The organism is Ruegeria sp. SAZD011 (assembly GCF_059612545.1).
This window is the reverse complement of sequence record NZ_JBXWQU010000022.1, coordinates 486,373-502,055: the sequence shown is the minus strand read 5'-3', so window position 1 is coordinate 502,055 and position 15,683 is coordinate 486,373. Positions and strand designations below refer to the sequence as shown.

At 60.7% G+C, this 15,683-nt stretch carries 16 protein-coding genes; 11 read left to right on the top strand and 5 right to left on the bottom strand.

The window, feature by feature from the left end; translation table 11 throughout:
- Positions 1–2 precede the first annotated feature (2 nt).
- The 4 genes from AC2FLM_RS11170 (at position 3) to AC2FLM_RS11155 (ending at position 3,637) form a co-directional block, all read left to right on the top strand.
- Positions 3–782, top strand: coding sequence for a succinate dehydrogenase iron-sulfur subunit (locus AC2FLM_RS11170; protein WP_496857917.1), 780 nt, complete (start codon positions 3–5; stop codon positions 780–782).
- A 180-nt stretch (positions 783–962) separates the two neighbouring features.
- The gene (locus tag AC2FLM_RS11165; protein ID WP_496857915.1) at positions 963–1,115 is read left to right on the top strand and encodes a hypothetical protein; all 153 of its coding nucleotides are present in this window, start codon (positions 963–965) and stop codon (positions 1,113–1,115) included.
- 420 nt (positions 1,116–1,535) lie between these two features.
- Positions 1,536–2,711, top strand: a complete 1,176-nt coding sequence (locus AC2FLM_RS11160) for a type III PLP-dependent enzyme (RefSeq protein ID WP_496857913.1) — start codon at positions 1,536–1,538, stop codon at positions 2,709–2,711.
- An 80-nt stretch (positions 2,712–2,791) separates the two neighbouring features.
- Positions 2,792–3,637, top strand: coding sequence for an urea carboxylase-associated family protein (locus tag AC2FLM_RS11155; protein WP_496857911.1), 846 nt, complete (start codon positions 2,792–2,794; stop codon positions 3,635–3,637).
- A gap of 48 nt (positions 3,638–3,685) precedes the next feature.
- Here AC2FLM_RS11155 and deoD read toward each other — a convergent pair whose 3' ends face one another.
- From deoD to AC2FLM_RS11140, 3 genes are all read right to left on the bottom strand, one after another.
- The gene (gene deoD / locus AC2FLM_RS11150; RefSeq protein ID WP_234137260.1) at positions 3,686–4,396 is read right to left on the bottom strand and encodes a purine-nucleoside phosphorylase; all 711 of its coding nucleotides are present in this window, start codon (positions 4,394–4,396) and stop codon (positions 3,686–3,688) included.
- Positions 4,397–4,411: 15 nt separating this feature from the next.
- Positions 4,412–4,729 carry an H-NS histone family protein gene (locus tag AC2FLM_RS11145; RefSeq protein WP_234137261.1) on the bottom strand — a complete coding sequence of 106 codons (318 nt, stop codon included), beginning with the start codon at positions 4,727–4,729 and terminating at the stop codon, positions 4,412–4,414.
- A 109-nt stretch (positions 4,730–4,838) separates the two neighbouring features.
- Entirely contained in the window at positions 4,839–6,839 is a 2,001-nt protein-coding gene (locus AC2FLM_RS11140; RefSeq protein WP_234142577.1) for a protein meaA, read from the bottom strand.
- Between the two features lie 149 nt (positions 6,840–6,988).
- On the opposite strand from AC2FLM_RS11140, the gene AC2FLM_RS11135 reads away from it, so the two are divergent.
- The 7 genes from AC2FLM_RS11135 to AC2FLM_RS11105 all read left to right on the top strand — a co-directional run bounded on the left by AC2FLM_RS11135 (position 6,989) and on the right by AC2FLM_RS11105 (position 13,917).
- Positions 6,989–8,389 carry a 1-acyl-sn-glycerol-3-phosphate acyltransferase gene (locus AC2FLM_RS11135; RefSeq protein ID WP_234137263.1) on the top strand — a complete coding sequence of 467 codons (1,401 nt, stop codon included), beginning with the start codon at positions 6,989–6,991 and terminating at the stop codon, positions 8,387–8,389.
- A gap of 110 nt (positions 8,390–8,499) precedes the next feature.
- Positions 8,500–9,786: a crotonyl-CoA carboxylase/reductase gene (gene ccrA / locus AC2FLM_RS11130; protein WP_234219678.1), complete on the top strand. Its 1,287-nt coding sequence runs from the start codon at positions 8,500–8,502 to the stop codon at positions 9,784–9,786.
- Between the two features lie 213 nt (positions 9,787–9,999).
- Complete coding sequence (locus tag AC2FLM_RS11125; protein ID WP_496857907.1) at positions 10,000–10,218, top strand: hypothetical protein; 219 nt, start codon at positions 10,000–10,002, stop codon at positions 10,216–10,218.
- A complete protein-coding gene (locus tag AC2FLM_RS11120) occupies positions 10,157–10,876 on the top strand; it encodes a helix-turn-helix transcriptional regulator (RefSeq protein ID WP_234219676.1) in 720 nt (239 codons plus the stop codon). Before AC2FLM_RS11125 ends, AC2FLM_RS11120 begins: the two co-directional genes overlap by 62 nt.
- 82 nt (positions 10,877–10,958) lie before the next feature.
- Positions 10,959–11,597 carry an acyl-homoserine-lactone synthase gene (locus AC2FLM_RS11115; protein ID WP_496857905.1) on the top strand — a complete coding sequence of 213 codons (639 nt, stop codon included), beginning with the start codon at positions 10,959–10,961 and terminating at the stop codon, positions 11,595–11,597.
- A 59-nt stretch (positions 11,598–11,656) separates the two neighbouring features.
- Positions 11,657–13,192: an ATP-dependent DNA helicase gene (locus tag AC2FLM_RS11110; RefSeq protein ID WP_496857903.1), complete on the top strand. Its 1,536-nt coding sequence runs from the start codon at positions 11,657–11,659 to the stop codon at positions 13,190–13,192.
- Positions 13,189–13,917, top strand: a complete 729-nt coding sequence (locus tag AC2FLM_RS11105) for an SDR family oxidoreductase (protein ID WP_496857901.1) — start codon at positions 13,189–13,191, stop codon at positions 13,915–13,917. The genes AC2FLM_RS11110 and AC2FLM_RS11105 overlap by 4 nt, the downstream gene beginning before the upstream one ends.
- A 3-nt stretch (positions 13,918–13,920) precedes the next feature.
- On the opposite strand, the gene AC2FLM_RS11100 is transcribed toward AC2FLM_RS11105, so the two are convergent.
- Both AC2FLM_RS11100 and AC2FLM_RS11095 read right to left on the bottom strand, forming a co-directional pair.
- Entirely contained in the window at positions 13,921–14,694 is a 774-nt protein-coding gene (locus tag AC2FLM_RS11100; RefSeq protein WP_496857899.1) for a TIGR02186 family protein, read from the bottom strand.
- A 1-nt stretch (position 14,695) separates the two neighbouring features.
- The gene (locus AC2FLM_RS11095; RefSeq protein WP_234137270.1) at positions 14,696–15,616 is read right to left on the bottom strand and encodes a sulfite exporter TauE/SafE family protein; all 921 of its coding nucleotides are present in this window, start codon (positions 15,614–15,616) and stop codon (positions 14,696–14,698) included.
- Between the last annotated feature and the right edge of the window lie 67 nt (positions 15,617–15,683).

Below are 15,683 nucleotides of genomic sequence, written 5' to 3'. Positions count from 1 at the left end.
CCATGGTACAACTGACCCTCCCGAAGAATTCCCGCATCACCACGGGCAAGACCTGGCCCAAGCCGGAAGGCGCGACCAATCTGCGCAAGTTCCAGATCTATCGCTGGAATCCGGACGATGGACAGAACCCGCGCGTCGATACCTATTTCGTCGATATGGACGATTGCGGGCCGATGGTTCTGGACGCGCTCATCTATATCAAGAACAAGGTCGATGCGACGCTGACCTTCCGCCGGTCCTGCCGCGAAGGGATTTGCGGATCCTGTGCGATGAACATCGACGGGATCAACACGCTGGCCTGTATCTATGGCATGGACGAGATCAAGGGCGACGTGAAAATCTATCCGCTGCCGCATATGCCGGTGGTCAAGGACCTGATCGCGGATCTCACCCATTTCTATGCTCAGCACGCCTCGATCATGCCCTGGCTGGAAACCAAGACCAACCGCCCGGCCAAGGAGTGGAAGCAATCCATCGAGGATCGCAAGAAGCTGGATGGCCTTTATGAATGTGTGATGTGCGCGAGCTGCTCGACCTCGTGCCCCAGCTATTGGTGGAACGGCGACCGCTATCTGGGGCCCGCCGCGCTGCTGCACGCCTATCGCTGGATCATCGACAGCCGGGACGAGGCCACGGGCGAACGCCTGGACAACCTCGAAGACCCGTTCAAGCTGTACCGCTGTCACACGATCATGAACTGCGCCAAGACCTGCCCCAAGGGGCTGAACCCGGCCAAGGCGATTGCCGAGATCAAGAAAATGATGGTCGAACGCACGGTCTGATCGGTTCAATACCCATGGTAACAGCGGGCCCTCCTTTGGCGGGCCCGCATTTTTTGTTGATCTATTAAGTGTTGCCCTTTCTGCATGGCCAGTCTGCACAACTGTCCGATGCATCCGGTGTGCTTTGCGCATAGTTTGATCGGCAGGGAGGGGCCAAATCTGATGCAAAGGATGACGCCCATGAACACCGCGAACAAACCCGCCAGACCCCATATCCCCGCGCAAGAGGCGCTGGACCTGCTTAACCAGGCCTGGGCTTACTACGTGCCCGAACCAGTCATGGTTGCAAAGGAAGAGCAACTCGACCTCTTCCAATATGCCAATGCTGCCTGAGGGCAGATTGCCTAAGCGGTACTGACAAGATAGGACGGGGTCATGCCCGTCCTTCTTCTGTTTTTGGCGTTGGTTGTCTTTGCCTATTTCTTCTGGCGCGCTCGCAGCACCACTCTGACCCGAAACTGCCGCTGGCGGTTTGACCGAAATCGCGAAATCTGGACTTGCGCCTATTGCGGAGGTCAGGTTTCGGGGGCTGTGGATAAGCCACCAACCTGTTGCGTTGAAACAGCAAAACGACCCGGCTAGAAAGAAATATCGGCGCTGCGAAATTTCTGCTTGAAACGACTCATCATTAGACCGATATCGCGATTCAAGACGCCAACGCACGCGCCTCTGTCGTAAGGGACGCACCCTATGGTTACGCAGCGACGGTAACGTCTCCACTTTTGCCGCACGGCTTTGCCGCGTCTGTTGGAGATGACCTTGAACGCAGTTGTAACCGGGCCCCTGGCCTGTGAAAGCGCGACTCTGTCCCGCGCCGAAACCTTTATCCTGTCCAACCGTTTCGATCGCCCGACGCTGGTGATCGACACCCAGGCCGTTGCCCGCCAGTTCGCCGCGCTGGCCCAAGGGCTTGGCCGCGCGCGTATCCATTACGCGGTCAAGGCGAACCCGCTGCCGGAAATCCTGTCGACGCTGGCCCGCCTGGGCAGCAATTTCGACGCCGCCTCGCGCGCCGAGATCGAGCTGTGCTTGGCCGCCGGGGCCTCGGCTGACCGCATTTCCTTTGGCAATACCGTCAAGAAACCGGCCGATATAGTCTGGGCGCATGCGGCGGGGATCACTCTGTTTGCCGCGGATGCGGAAGACGAGTTGAACAAGATCGCAACCCATGCACCGGGCGCGCAGGTCTATGTCCGCATGATCGTCGAGGCCTGTGAGGCCGACTGGCCGCTCAGCCGGAAATTCGGCTGTGCGCCGGACAAGGCCATCGCTGTCCTCGACTACGCGCGCTCTGTCGGCCTCGACCCGGTTGGCCTGTCCTTCCACGTCGGCTCGCAAACCCGGCGGGCCGAGATGTGGGTGCCGGTGCTGGATCAGGTGGCCGCTGTCTGGCATGCCGCCCGCGCCGCAGGGCATGAACTGAGCCTGCTCAATATCGGCGGAGGTTTCCCGGCCTTCTATGGTCAGGAGGTAGATGCGCCCGAACTCTACGCCGCCGAGGTGATCCGACTGATCAGCGAACGGTTCGGCGACGTTCCCCAGATCATGGCCGAGCCGGGCCGCGGCATGGTGGCCGAAGCCGGTGCGATTGCTGCCGAGGTGCTGCTGGTCTCGCGCAAATCCACCAATGACCTGCACCGCTGGGTTTACCTGGATATCGGCAAGTTCTCGGGTCTGGCCGAAACCATGGACGAGGCGATCCGCTATCAGTTCCTGACCGAACGCGAGCATGAGCCGACCGGTCCCTGCATTCTTGCCGGTCCCTCCTGCGACAGTGCAGATGTACTCTATGAAAAGAAGATGGTGCATCTGCCGCTGGGCCTGCGCGATGGCGACCGCATCGTGATCCGCAACTGCGGAGCCTATACCTCGACCTATGCCAGCGTCGGCTTCAACGGCTTTCCGCCGCTTGACGTTGTCGCGATCTGAGACACTGCTGTCGGAGACGGTCTTGCGCCGTCTCCGTTCCGACGGCTTTATGGGGTGGCAAACAGACAGGTGACCGCCCGATGACCGATGCCCCCGCCGATGCCGATGCTCGCCGCGCCGTAAAGCCGGTGATCTGTTATCCCAACGACAGTCTTCCTCACCCCGACCTGGATCTCTATCGCGCCGCGCGCGCGTCTGCCCGCAAGACGGACGAGGTGCTGGTCCCGCCGCGCGAGGGGCGGTGCTTCGAGGTCAAGGCGGGTCAGGTCTTTCGCATCAGCTCCGTCGAGGGGCCGCAGGTGGGGGACTTGAACCTGCACAACCTGCATGACCTGAGCGAGCGGTTCTTCTCGGGCAAGACACGCGCCCTGCATGGCACTCATGTCACCACGGGCGAGCGGTTGTGGTCGAATCTGCCCTACCTGCGACCGATGGCGACGATCATCGAAGATACCCTTGGCTGGTACGGGATCGACCAATATGGCGGTTCCGTCCATGATGTGATAGGCACCCGCTGCGACCCGTACACCGGCAATTTGCTGGCGGGCGACCACTACCATCATTGTTGCCATTCCAACCTGACGCGTGCGCTGTCTGATCACACCGGCCTGCCGCTGCACGAGGCCGAGATGCTGGTGCATGACGTGCTCAACGTCTTCATGTGCACCGGTTTCACCCGCGATACCGGACAATACTTCATGAAGGCCTCGCCGGTGCGTCCGGGCGACTATCTAGAGTTCTTTGCCGAGATTGACCTGTTGGGCAATCTCAGTGCCTGCCCTGGCGGTGATTGCTCGTCCGAGCATTCCTCGGATACCGCCGCTTGTCACCCGCTGTTGGTGGAGATTTTCGAGCCAAATGCCGACGCCTTGGGCTCGTGGTCCGGCCCGCCGGTCAATGGTTATGATCGGAGCCACGGGCGATGAGTGCGTAATAAAAACGCGGCCCCTGAGAGCCGCGTTTTTCTTTTGGGTTCAGGCGTCGGGAAAGGCCGCGTGCAACGCGATCTCGACCATGTCGCCAAAACTGGTCTCGCGCTCTGCGCTGGGCAGGGCGGCGCCGGTCAGCAGGTGGTCCGAAACCGTCAACACCGCCAGCGCCCGGCATTTATGCCGTGCGGCCAGAATGTACAGCTCTGCCGCCTCCATCTCGACCCCCAGCACGCCGTGGCGCACCATCTGTTCGTTCAGATCGGGCCGCTCGTCATAGAACACGTCCGACGAATAGATGCCGCCCACATGGGTCCGCACGCCTTTTGTTTCGGCGGCACGCGCCGCTGCGTGCAGCAGGGACCAATCGGCGCAGGGGGCAAAGTTCAACTCGCGAAAGATGCCGCGTGACGGCGTGCCAAGCGTCGAGGCTGTCATCGCCAGGATCACGTCCCGCACCTCGACACTGTCCTGCATCCCCCCGCAGGAGCCAATCCGGATCAGCGTTTTTGCCCCATAATCGCGGATCAGCTCGTTGGCATAGATCGACAGCGATGGCATGCCCATCCCGGACCCATGAATGGTTACCCGATTTCCGCGCCACATGCCGGTAAACCCCAACATGCCCCGAACCTCATTTATCAGAACCGGATTATCCAGGAACGTTTCGGCCGCCCATTTCGCGCGATAGGGATCGCCGGGTAAAAGAACGGTTTCCGCAATTTCGCCAGCCTTGGCGCCAATATGGATCGTCATTTCCCCAGAATCCGCTCAGATTTCCAGATCGGAGATATCTGCGCCGCTCTGAATGGCATCATGCACCCATTGCGGTTTGCGTCCGCGTCCCGACCAGGTCTGTTCCGGATTGGCGGGATTACGGTATTTGGGCTGGGCCTTGGTCCCCTTGGTCGATTTGCGTGTTTCACCGGACAATTCGGCCAATGAAAAGCCGAACTCGGCTGCCGCCTTTTCCGCCGCTTTCAGGGCTTCCTGACGTTCGCGTTGTTCGGCGGTTTTGATGGCTGCATCAACCTTGTCCCTTAGGTTGATCAGTTCCTTACGCGTCATGCCGCTAAGATCGTGTCCCATCCTGTGTTCCTTTTGAGTTCTATTGAGCGCAAAAAAAAGTGGCGCTAATCGCGCCACGTTAAGCACAGACAAAGACGCGTTTCAGCATCATTTTATTAGAGCGGCGAATTTATTCCGCTGCTATTTCGGTGTCTCTCACCAGCGTCACGATATCACCCATAATTCCGTTCAATTCGAAATCCTTGGGTGTATAGACCTTGGAGACCCCCATTGCGCGCAATTTTTGGGCGTCCTCGTCAGGGATAATGCCGCCAACGATTACCGGGATATGTGCCAGACCGGCGAGGCGCATGCGATCCATCACCTCTTCGACCAGTGGCAGATGGCTGCCCGACAGGATCGACAGGCCGACTACATGGGCCTGTTGCTCGAGCGCCGAGGTGACCAGTTCCTCGGGCGTAAGGCGGATACCGTCATAGCTGATATCCATGCCACAGTCGCGGGCGCGAAAGGCAATCTGCTCGGCGCCGTTGGAATGACCGTCCAGCCCCGGCTTGCCCACAAGGAATTTCAGGCGACGGCCCAACCGGTCGCTGACCGCGTCCACCGCCGCGCGCAGGTCTTCCAAGCCTTCGGTCTTGTTCGAGACCGATCCGGATACACCGGTGGGGCCGCGATAGGTGCCATAGGCCTTGCGCATTTCTTCGGCCCATTCGCCGGTGGTGACCCCGGCGCGCGCCGCCGCGATCGAGGGTTCCATCACGTTCGCTCCGGTCCGGGCCGCGGCGCGCAGCGCCTCCAGTGCCGCAGCAACCGCCGCATCGTCCCGTTCGGCGCGCCAGCTATCCAGCCGCGCGATCTGTTCCTGTTCGACCGCCGGATCGACGACCATGATACCGCCATCCTCGGTCTGCAGGGGCGAGGGTTCGCCTTCGGTCCAGCGGTTGACGCCGACCACTACGGTTTCGTTGCGCTCAATCCGGTTCAGGCGTTCGGCATTGGAATCGACCAGACGCGATTTCATGTATTCGATCGAGGCAACCGCACCGCCCATCGAGTCGAGATTGGCCAATTCGGCGCGCGCGCCCGCTTTCAATTCTTCGACCTTGGCATCCACGACCGGGTTGCCGTCAAAGAGGTCGCCATATTCCAGAAGGTCGGTTTCGTAGGCCAGAATTTGCTGCATCCGCATCGACCATTGCTGGTCCCAGGGGCGGGGCAGGCCCAGTGCCTCGTTCCAGGCGGGCAACTGCACCGCGCGCGCGCGGGCCTTCTTCGACAGGGTCACGGCCAGCATTTCGATCAGGATGCGGTAGACGTTGTTTTCCGGCTGCTGCTCGGTCAGGCCCAGCGAGTTCACCTGCACCCCATAGCGAAAACGGCGGAACTTCGGGTCGTTGACGCCATAGCGGCTTTCCAGAATCTCGTCCCACAGATCGACAAAGGCGCGCATCTTGCACATTTCGGTGACAAAGCGGATGCCTGCATTCACAAAGAATGAGATGCGGCCGCACAACGCCGGGAAGTCTTCGGCGGGGACACGCGGTTTCAACTCGTCGAGTACGGCGATGGCGGTGGCCAGCGCATAGGCCAGTTCCTGTTCCGGTGTCGCGCCCGCCTCTTGCAGGTGATAGGAACACACGTTCATCGGGTTCCATTTCGGCACGTTGGTGTAGCAATATTCGGCCACATCCGCGATCATCTTGAGCGACGGTTTCGGCGGGCACACATAGGTGCCGCGCGAGAGATACTCTTTGATCAGGTCGTTCTGAACCGTGCCTTGCAGTTTCGAGACATCCGCGCCCTGTTCTTCGGCCACCGCGATATAGAGCGCCAGCAGCCAAGGCGCCGTGGCGTTGATCGTCATCGAGGTATTCATCTGTTCCAATGGGATCTGGTCAAACAGCACCCGCATGTCGCCCAGGTGGCAGATCGGCACACCGACCTTGCCCACCTCGCCACGCGCCAACACGTGGTCGCTGTCATAGCCGGTCTGCGTCGGCAGGTCGAAGGCCACCGATAGGCCGGTCTGCCCCTTGGACAGGTTGTTGCGATAGAGCGTGTTCGAGGCCTTGGCGGTCGAATGGCCGGCATAGGTGCGGATCAGCCAGGGACGGTCCGCCTTGCGGTCGGAGTTTGCAGTCTGACGGTCTTTTTGCATCTGCGACATGGACGGCCTCTCGATTCTGCTTCGGTAACAAAGTTTCGCTAGAGGGTTCTAAATCGCAATTTTCGGGACATGTCAATTCGCTGCATTGCGGCGAAGCCATCTCGCATCATTCGATTGTTAGGGGCCGCGATTGGTGGCAGTGTGCCGGAATGACGCAGACCGTGGAACTCCCGCTTTGGCTATTCGTGCTGATCGTGCTGTTTGCCGCGGTCACCTTCGCCTCGCACTTTCTTTTCCCATCAGTCCGCTGGTTTTTCCGCCGCAGGCTGGAACGCGCGGTTGCCCGGTTGAACACGCGGTTGGCCCGACCGATCCAACCCTTCAAGCTGGCCCGCCGTCACGACATGATCCAGCGGCTGATCTACGATCCAGAGGTGGCGCGTGCCGTGCGTGACCAGGCTCGCGACGAAGGTATCCCCGAGGCGGTCGCCTTCGAGCAGGCGCGACGCTATGCGCGCGAGATCGTTCCGGGCTTTTCGGCCTTTACCTATTTCAGTTTTGCAATCCGGTTGGCACGCTTTCTCTCGAACGCGCTTTACCGCGTCCGGCTGGGCCATGTGGACGCCGAGGCGCTGCGCGGCATCGACCCCGAGGCGACTGTTGTTTTTGTGATGAATCATCGCAGCAACATGGATTACGTTCTGGTCACCTATCTTGCCGCCGAGCAATCCGCGCTCAGCTATGCGGTGGGCGAATGGGCGCGGGTCTGGCCGCTCAGCCGGCTGATCCGGGCGATGGGCGCCTATTTCATCCGCCGTAGATCGCGCAGCGACCTCTACCGCAAGGTGCTGGCCGCCTATGTCCGCCATGCGACCGAGGCGGGCGTGACACAGGCAATGTTTCCCGAAGGCGGGCTCAGCCTGTCGGGCGGGTTGGGGCGGCCCAAGCTGGGTCTGCTGAAATACATCGTAGACGGCGCCGACCCGGCTGGGCGCGATGTGGTCTTTGTTCCCGTGTCGATCAACTATGACCGCGTGCTCGAGGACACGATCCTGACAGCGGCCGCCAGCCGCGGAGAGCGCCGTTTTCGCGCGCGGATTGGCGTGATCACGATCTGGTTTCTCAAGCAGTTCTGGTGGCGGATCACCGGACGGTTTCACCGCTTTGGCTATGCGGCTGTCAGTTTCGGCAGGCCCCTGTCTTTGTCCGGGTTTCGAACCAAGGCCAAGGGAGACCCGACAGTACCGCTGGCACGCGAACTGATGGCGCGTATCGGGGCTGTTGTACCGGTGCTTCCGGTGCCGCTGGTGGCCTGGCTGATCCAGCAAAACGGGCCGATGACCCGCAGTGCTTTGGCCGCAGGGTTCGATCATGCCCTTGCTGCGTTGCCGCATGCACATATCCATATGCCGCGCGACGACCGCCACTATGCGATCGAAGTGGGGCTGCGGCAGTTGATCGAGCGGCGCATCCTGGTCGAGAGTGATGGCCGCTTCGGTCCGGGTACCGAGCGGCAGGACCTGTTGGCCTATTACGCGGCCTCGATTGCACATCTGATGGATGGCGGCGCTGCATATGCAGCAGAACTTTCTGCAATTGCGGGGTCATAAAATTTCAAAACATTGGTCAATAGCTATTGCAATGTTGCGCGACCGTTTGTAGGTCATGCTGAGGGCCGCGATTCTGCGTTGCGGCAAAAAGATCGAAAAAGGAGGCCACCATGGCTTTGGACACCGACAGCGGTATCGCGTCCTACGCGGCGCCCGAGAAAGACCTCTATGAGATGGGTGAAATCCCCCCGATGGGATTCGTGCCGAAGAAGATGTACGCATGGGCGATCCGCAAAGAGCGCCACGGTGATCCCGATACCGCGATGCAGGTCGAAGTGGTTGATGTGCCGACGCTCGACAGTCACGAGGTGCTGGTTCTGGTGATGGCCGCCGGCGTCAACTATAATGGAGTCTGGGCCTCCAAAGGTGTTCCGATTTCCCCCTTCGATGGCCATGGACAGCCCTACCACATCGCCGGTTCCGATGCTTCGGGAATCGTCTGGGCCGTCGGGGACAAAGTCAAGCGCTGGAAGGTCGGCGATGAGGTCGTGATCCACTGCAATCAGGATGATGGTGACGACGAGCATTGCAATGGCGGTGACCCGATGTATTCGCCAAGCCAGCGGATTTGGGGTTATGAGACGCCGGATGGCTCCTTTGCCCAGTTCACCAATGTACAAGCGCAGCAGCTTATGCCGCGGCCCAAGCACCTGACTTGGGAAGAAGCGGCATGTTACACGCTGACGCTGGCAACCGCTTACCGTATGCTGTTCGGCCATGAGCCGCATGATCTCAAGCCCGGCCAGAACGTTCTGGTCTGGGGGGCGTCCGGTGGACTGGGGTCCTATGCGATCCAGCTAATCAATACAGCGGGTGCGAACGCGATTGGCGTCATCTCGGATGAAAGCAAGCGCCAGTTTGTCATGGACCTTGGCGCAAAGGGTGTCATCAACCGCAAGGATTTCAACTGCTGGGGTCAACTGCCCACGGTGAACACCCCCGAGTATGCCGAGTGGTTCAAGGAAGCCCGCAAGTTCGGCAAGGCGATCTGGGACATTACCGGCAAGGGCGTGAACGTGGACATGGTCTTCGAGCACCCCGGCGAGAGCACGTTCCCGGTCTCGACCTTCGTGGTAAAGAAGGGCGGTATGGTTGTGATCTGCGCGGGCACCAGTGGCTACAACCTGACCTTTGACGTGCGCTATATGTGGATGCACCAGAAGCGCCTTCAGGGCAGCCACTTTGCCCATCTCAAGCAGGCAATGGCCGCGAACCAGCTGATGGTCGAGCGTCGTCTCGACCCGTGCATGTCCGAGGTGTTCACCTGGGTCGATCTGCCCGAGGCGCATATGAAGATGATGCGCAACGAGCACAAGCCGGGCAACATGTCGGTGCTGGTGCAATCGCCCCGCACCGGTCTGCGCACGCTTGAAGAGGTTCTGGACGCCCGCGGTTAACCCAACCGCCAGACCTGGCTGACATGATGGCCTGCGAATCACCACCATGGTTCGCGGGCCATTTTCATTTGTCGGGCACGCTCTCGGGGTTTCAGGAGGTTAGAAATTTCGACCTCGCTACTTTTGGGGAGTGGAAAGCAGTGAATTTTCGCCCGCAAGTCGCACATGCTATAGTTGTGTTAACCTTTCGTTAACCGTTTCGGAGAGACTCTGATGCCGCAAACTGAGTGGATACTGGACGTCCTGTCGGACCTCAAAACCTTCGCCAGCGCGAACGGGCTGAGTGCTCTGGCCGAGCAGCTCGACGACACCAAGATCGTTGCCGCGGCAGAAATCGCGTCCAAGAGAGAAGAGGCGCTGTCACCGACCCATGGGCAGAAAGGTCAACCTGAACCCGATTTTGGAGGACTTGGACGCCACCAGAGCGCTTGAAGACCTCGAAAGGGTTACCGTCAAACTGCGCGATACGCTCGAAATTGATCACATCGTCTATCACTGGGTTGACAGCGCTGGCGATCAATATGGATGTGCAACCTATCCTCAGGCCTGGCAGGAACGGTATCTGGAAAAGAACTATCACCGGATAGATCCGGTGATTCTGGGGTGTTTTCAAAGGTTTCACCCGGTAGACTGGAAGCGGCTCGACTGGTCAGGCAAGGTCGCCAAAGCGTTCTTGCAGGATGCGCTGGAACACGGGGTCGGAAATCAGGGTTATTCTATTCCGATCCGTGGCCCCAATGGTCAGTTCGCCCTCTTTACCGTGAACCATGTCTGCGATGACGCGGTCTGGTCCGAGTTTACCGAAACCTATGGGCGCGATCTAATTCTGATCGCACATTACTTCAACCGAAAGGCGCTGGAGTTCGAGAGCTCACGCCAACCAGAGCAGCCGCGCAATCTGTCGCCGCGCGAAGTGGATGCGATGACCTTGCTTGCGCTTGGCTATAGCCGCGCACAAGTGGCGCATTCGCTCTCGATCTCGGAGCACACCCTGCGGGTCTATATCGAAAGTGCCCGTTTCAAGCTGGGCGCGCTCAACACAACTCACGCGATAGCGACTGCCATGAGCCGTGGGCTTATCGTGGTTTAAGCAGCGTTCGCCTTGCTGACCAGATGTTAACCATTCGTATGTACCCCTTTTGTTCCATAACGGACGGCAAGGGAACGAGCGAATGCTGCGCTATTTGTATGCGGATGAATTGCACCAGTATCCGAAACTCGCAAAATCCATGTTTGTGGACCGAGCGGACCAGTTCAAGACACGTCTTGGATGGGATGTGCACGTCAACGAGCACGGAGAAGAGCGCGATCAATATGAAGATCTGAACCCGCTTTATGTCATCTGGGAAGAGCCCGATGGCAGCCATGGCGGCTCGATGCGCTTTCTGCCCACGACCGGGCCGGTCATGATCAACGATGTGTTTGGTCACCTGACCGGCGGCAGCCCGATTTGCAGCCCGCTGATCTGGGAGGTGACGCGGTTCTGCCTCTCGCGGCGGGCAAGTTCGCGGGTGGCTGGGGCGATCATGCTCAGCGGCGGCGAAGTTATGGAGGGTTTTGGCCTGACCCATATCGCCGGGGTCTTTGACGAGCGGATGATCCGGATCTATCGGCTCATCGGTTCCTCGCCCGAGGTCTTGGGTAGCGAGGGTAAAGGCCGCGACAAGATCTATGTTGGACTCTGGCCCTTCTCACCCGCCGACTGCACCCGCGTCGCGGAACGGGCGGGTATCCCGCGAGAGCTGTCACGGCTCTGGTTCAACCGCGCCTTTGGCAGGACGGGCCGCCATCGGATCGTGCGTACGGGATAATTTCCGAACCGGTTCGGTCCTCTCTGGCACGGCGCGGCCCCCGACTGTAGGGTCGCGCCATGACCACAAATGCTGTTACCTACTCCGATGATCAGGCCAATGCCTTTGACGCCATAGCCGAGCTGCTGCGCGCGGCTGGGGTCGATCTGGGCGATGATGCGCTGCTGCGCCCGCCCGGCGGGGGCAAGACCGGGGTGATGGCGGTGATCGGCAAGGCGGGTTCGGGCAAGACCTTGTTGCTGGCCGAACTCTGCAAGGCGCTGACCGAAGCCGGGGTACAGGTCGTTTCGGGCGACTACGAGGGACGCAAAAGCAAGGACCGGCGCACGCTCGCGATACTGGCCCCTACCAACAAGGCCGCCAGTGTTCTACGCCTGCGCGGGGTGCCTGCGACCACGATCCATCGTATTCTCTATACTCCGGTTTATGATCCCGACTACGAGCGTATCGCCGAATGGCTGGCTGGCAATGGCGACCGGCCCGAGATCGAGGGGTTGAGCGACGCAGCGCTGGACCGGGCGGCGGCGTTTTACGCACGCAACACATCGATTCCCGGCGCGTTAGCAGCGGCGGGGCTGCGCGGGTCTGATTTCATCACCGGCTGGAAGCGCCGCGAAGAGCCGCTGGATATCGGTTTCATCGACGAGGCGTCGATGCTGGACGACCGCCAGTTCGAGGATCTGAAAGAGATCTTTCCCACCCTGATCCTGTTCGGTGACCCGGCACAGCTGGCACCGGTCAACCAGTCCGGCTCGATGGTGTTCGATGCATTGCCCGAACCGCGCAAGCTGACGCTCAGCCGTATTCACCGGCAAGAGGCCGACAGCCCGATCCTGGATCTGGCCCATGCCCTGGCGGACCCAACGCTCGATTTCGAAGCGTTCGAGCGCATGGTCGAAGACAAGGCCCGTCAGGACGACCGCGTCGTCTGGGGCGGCAGGGTCGAGGTCGACCTGATGGCCCGCAGTCCGGTCCTGGTCTGGCGCAACGCCACCCGGATTCGCCTGATCAACGCCTTTCGCTCGGTCCACGGGGCGCCCGAGACCGAACTTCTGGAGGGTGAACCGCTGATCTGCGACGGGATCGAGTTGCCGCTCAAACACCGCAAGAAACGGCTCGACCTCGAAGCGCGCGGCCTGATCAAGGGCGCGCAGGTGATATACCTCGGACCCGGCCGCAAACCGGGATTCTCGCGCCTGCATGTGATGGGCGCCGAGGATCCGCAAGTCAGCGCCGCCTCGATCGTCAAGATCGAGAAGCCTGATGAAGAGGAGCCGTTCATCCCTTTCGCGGCCCGCATGGGCGCGACGTTCCTGCACGGGGCGGCGGTGACCATTCACAAGGCGCAGGGGTCGCAATGGGAGACGGTGCAGGTCTTTGCCCCTGACATCTATGCTGCCGCCCGCGCCGGACGCGTCGAGGCGGGGCAACCCCTTTGGAAACGACTGGCCTATGTGGCAATCACCCGTGCGCAGGAACGGCTGATCTGGGTGGTGCGCAATCGCCTGTCGAGACCGACCTATCCGCTGCGGGTCGATGATCTGCGGCAGGCCGCCGCGCCAGTGCTGACGCTGGAAGAGGAGGAAGAGGCATGAGAACCATCCTGATCACCGGTGCCAGTTCCGGCATCGGGCGCGCCACCGCCGAGCTGTTCCTTGGCGAAGGGTGGACCGTGGGATTGCTGGCTCGGCGTGGCGAGATGCTGGAGGAAATCGCGGCGGGTAACGACCGCGCGGTTCCACTGGTGGCAGATGTGACCGATCCGCAGTTGGTCGAGCGGGCCTTTGACCGGTTTCAGGGCAGGGTCGGGCGGCTCGACGTGCTGTTCAACAATGCGGGCATTTTTGCGCCGGGCGGCACCATTGACGAAATCGCTCTCGATGACTGGTTCACAACCGTCAATGTGAACCTGAACGGCATGTTCCTTTGCGCCCGAGCCGCTTTTGCCTGGATGCGAGGGCAGGCGCCACAGGGTGGTCGGATCATCAATAACGGGTCGATTGCCGCCCATGCACCCCGGCCGAACTCGATCCACTACACCACGACAAAGCATGCGATCACCGGTCTGACCCGCAGCTTGTCACTGGATGGCCGCGCCTTTGGCATTGCGGCGGGACAGATCGACATCGGCAATGCCCAGACCGATATGGTGCGGGGCCTGAACGAAAGGGCGCTGGCCGAAGGCCGCACGCCTGATCCGTCGATGGCGGTTGAGGACGCGGCCCGATCGGTTCTGCACATGGCGACCCTGCCGCCCGAGGCGAATGTCCTGTTCATGACGGTGATGGCGACCACGATGCCCTATGTCGGGCGCGGCTGAGTTCTAGTTTCCGCGCAGCGCCCGGAATGCGGCAGAGGCGCCCCAACCGGCGGCGATCGCAATGGCCAGCGACATCAGCCCGTACACAACCGGTTGCTGATGCGCCAGATTGAACAGGAACCGTTCCAGCCCCACCTTTCGCACGTCGATCGTGGTTTGGAAGTTCGAGACCACCTTGCCGCCGCGAGTCAGGAAGATACGCGCGACATATTCGCCCTCGGTCAGGTTGGCGGGCATGTCGATCTCGGTCCGGAACAGTGTCTGTTCATCCACGGCAACGGTGTTCTCGCGGATGGAATACAGCCCTTCGTTCTGGCGAATACGAACAACGGCTCGGGTAAACTCTTGCGCGTCGGCGATGTTCATGTCGGCGCCGACCGAGCGGATTGCCCGCTTGATGGACACCTTGTGGCGCAGATCCTCGGTATCGCTCAGGGCCTGGCTGAACGGCGCACTGGTCGCGGCGGCATAGAAACTGGGGGCTGAATCCACCAGAACGCTGTCGGTGTTGACCCAGATGCCCAGCTTCTTTTCCTTGCGGCGAACCAGCACCGGGGTCGAAGGACCCGACACCGCCACGATCACCTGAAGCGGATCGCCCTGCGGGATCGGTGTTTCGCGCTTGACCGCGCCAAAGATCAGGATGTCTGAACCGTCAAAGTCGGCGGTGATCGCAACGCGATCACGGCTCAGGCCAAGTACCACTTGTTCTTCGGTGGCCGTGGCCATCAGCGGCATCACCAGCGCCAGCAGAGTGGCAAGAACGATGCGGCGCATCTCAGTGCCCCCCCGAGGCGCCAAGCGAGAAAAGCTCGCTGGGCATCAGCAACAGGTCAAGGGCCAGTTTCGCACAGACCGCCAGAACCAGCCCAGCCAGCAGGATGCGCAGCTGTTCGGCCTTCATCCGGGCGCCGATCACCGTTCCGATCTGAGCTCCGATCACGCCCCCGATCAGCAGCAGCACCGCCAGCACCACGTCAACCGTGTAGTTGGTGGTGGCATGCAGCATGGTGGTGAATGCGGTGACAAAGATGATCTGGAACAGCGAGGTGCCCACCACCACCTTGGTCGGCATGCCCAGCAGATAGATCATCGCGGGCACCATGATAAAGCCGCCGCCAACCCCCATGATTGCAGACAGCACGCCCACCAGCAGACCGACCACCACAGGCGGGATAACCGAGATATAGAGGCCCGAGGTGCGGAACCGCATCTTGAACGGCATGGCGTGGATCCAGCCGCGCTGGCGCCGTTTCGGCACTGTGCCACCTGACTTGCGGGATTTGCGGATGGCATTCAGGCTTTCGATGAACATCAGCCCGCCGATGATGCCCAGAAAGACGACATAACAGAGCTTCACCAGCAGATCGACTTGGCCCAGACTCTTGAGATAGTTGAACAGGACCACGCCCAGGGCCGCGCCAGTCAGACCGCCGATCAGCAGGATCGTTCCCATCCTGAAATCGACCGTACGCCTTCGGAAATGCGCCAGAACCCCCGAAAAGGACGAGGCGACGATCTGGTTCGCTTCGGTTGCCACCGCCACCGCGGGCGGGATGCCGATGAAGAACAGCAAGGGCGTCATCAAAAAGCCGCCACCAACCCCGAACATGCCCGACAGGATGCCGACCATGCCGCCGAGACCCAGCAGCAGGAACGCGTTGACCGAAACCTCGGCAATGGGAAGGTATATCTGCATGTTTTTTGTTAAACCGGCATGCCCCGTCAAATCAACGGGGAATGCCGCTTTGCAGCGAACAGGACCG

What these genes read in the sequence shown, in the direction of transcription:
- AC2FLM_RS11170 (WP_496857917.1), top strand. Translation starts at nt 3, where the DNA reads ATGGTACAACTGACCCTCCCGAAGAATTCCCGCATCACCACGGGCAAG.
- AC2FLM_RS11165 (WP_496857915.1), top strand. Translation starts at nt 963, where the DNA reads ATGAACACCGCGAACAAACCCGCCAGACCCCATATCCCCGCGCAAGAG.
- AC2FLM_RS11160 (WP_496857913.1), top strand. Translation starts at nt 1,536, where the DNA reads ATGACCTTGAACGCAGTTGTAACCGGGCCCCTGGCCTGTGAAAGCGCG.
- AC2FLM_RS11155 (WP_496857911.1), top strand. Translation starts at nt 2,792, where the DNA reads ATGACCGATGCCCCCGCCGATGCCGATGCTCGCCGCGCCGTAAAGCCG.
- deoD (WP_234137260.1), bottom strand. Translation starts at nt 4,396, where the DNA reads ATGACGATCCATATTGGCGCCAAGGCTGGCGAAATTGCGGAAACCGTT.
- AC2FLM_RS11145 (WP_234137261.1), bottom strand. Translation starts at nt 4,729, where the DNA reads ATGGGACACGATCTTAGCGGCATGACGCGTAAGGAACTGATCAACCTA.
- AC2FLM_RS11140 (WP_234142577.1), bottom strand. Translation starts at nt 6,839, where the DNA reads ATGTCGCAGATGCAAAAAGACCGTCAGACTGCAAACTCCGACCGCAAG.
- AC2FLM_RS11135 (WP_234137263.1), top strand. Translation starts at nt 6,989, where the DNA reads ATGACGCAGACCGTGGAACTCCCGCTTTGGCTATTCGTGCTGATCGTG.
- ccrA (WP_234219678.1), top strand. Translation starts at nt 8,500, where the DNA reads ATGGCTTTGGACACCGACAGCGGTATCGCGTCCTACGCGGCGCCCGAG.
- AC2FLM_RS11125 (WP_496857907.1), top strand. Translation starts at nt 10,000, where the DNA reads ATGCCGCAAACTGAGTGGATACTGGACGTCCTGTCGGACCTCAAAACC.
- AC2FLM_RS11120 (WP_234219676.1), top strand. Translation starts at nt 10,157, where the DNA reads ATGGGCAGAAAGGTCAACCTGAACCCGATTTTGGAGGACTTGGACGCC.
- AC2FLM_RS11115 (WP_496857905.1), top strand. Translation starts at nt 10,959, where the DNA reads ATGCTGCGCTATTTGTATGCGGATGAATTGCACCAGTATCCGAAACTC.
- AC2FLM_RS11110 (WP_496857903.1), top strand. Translation starts at nt 11,657, where the DNA reads ATGACCACAAATGCTGTTACCTACTCCGATGATCAGGCCAATGCCTTT.
- AC2FLM_RS11105 (WP_496857901.1), top strand. Translation starts at nt 13,189, where the DNA reads ATGAGAACCATCCTGATCACCGGTGCCAGTTCCGGCATCGGGCGCGCC.
- AC2FLM_RS11100 (WP_496857899.1), bottom strand. Translation starts at nt 14,694, where the DNA reads ATGCGCCGCATCGTTCTTGCCACTCTGCTGGCGCTGGTGATGCCGCTG.
- AC2FLM_RS11095 (WP_234137270.1), bottom strand. Translation starts at nt 15,616, where the DNA reads ATGCAGATATACCTTCCCATTGCCGAGGTTTCGGTCAACGCGTTCCTG.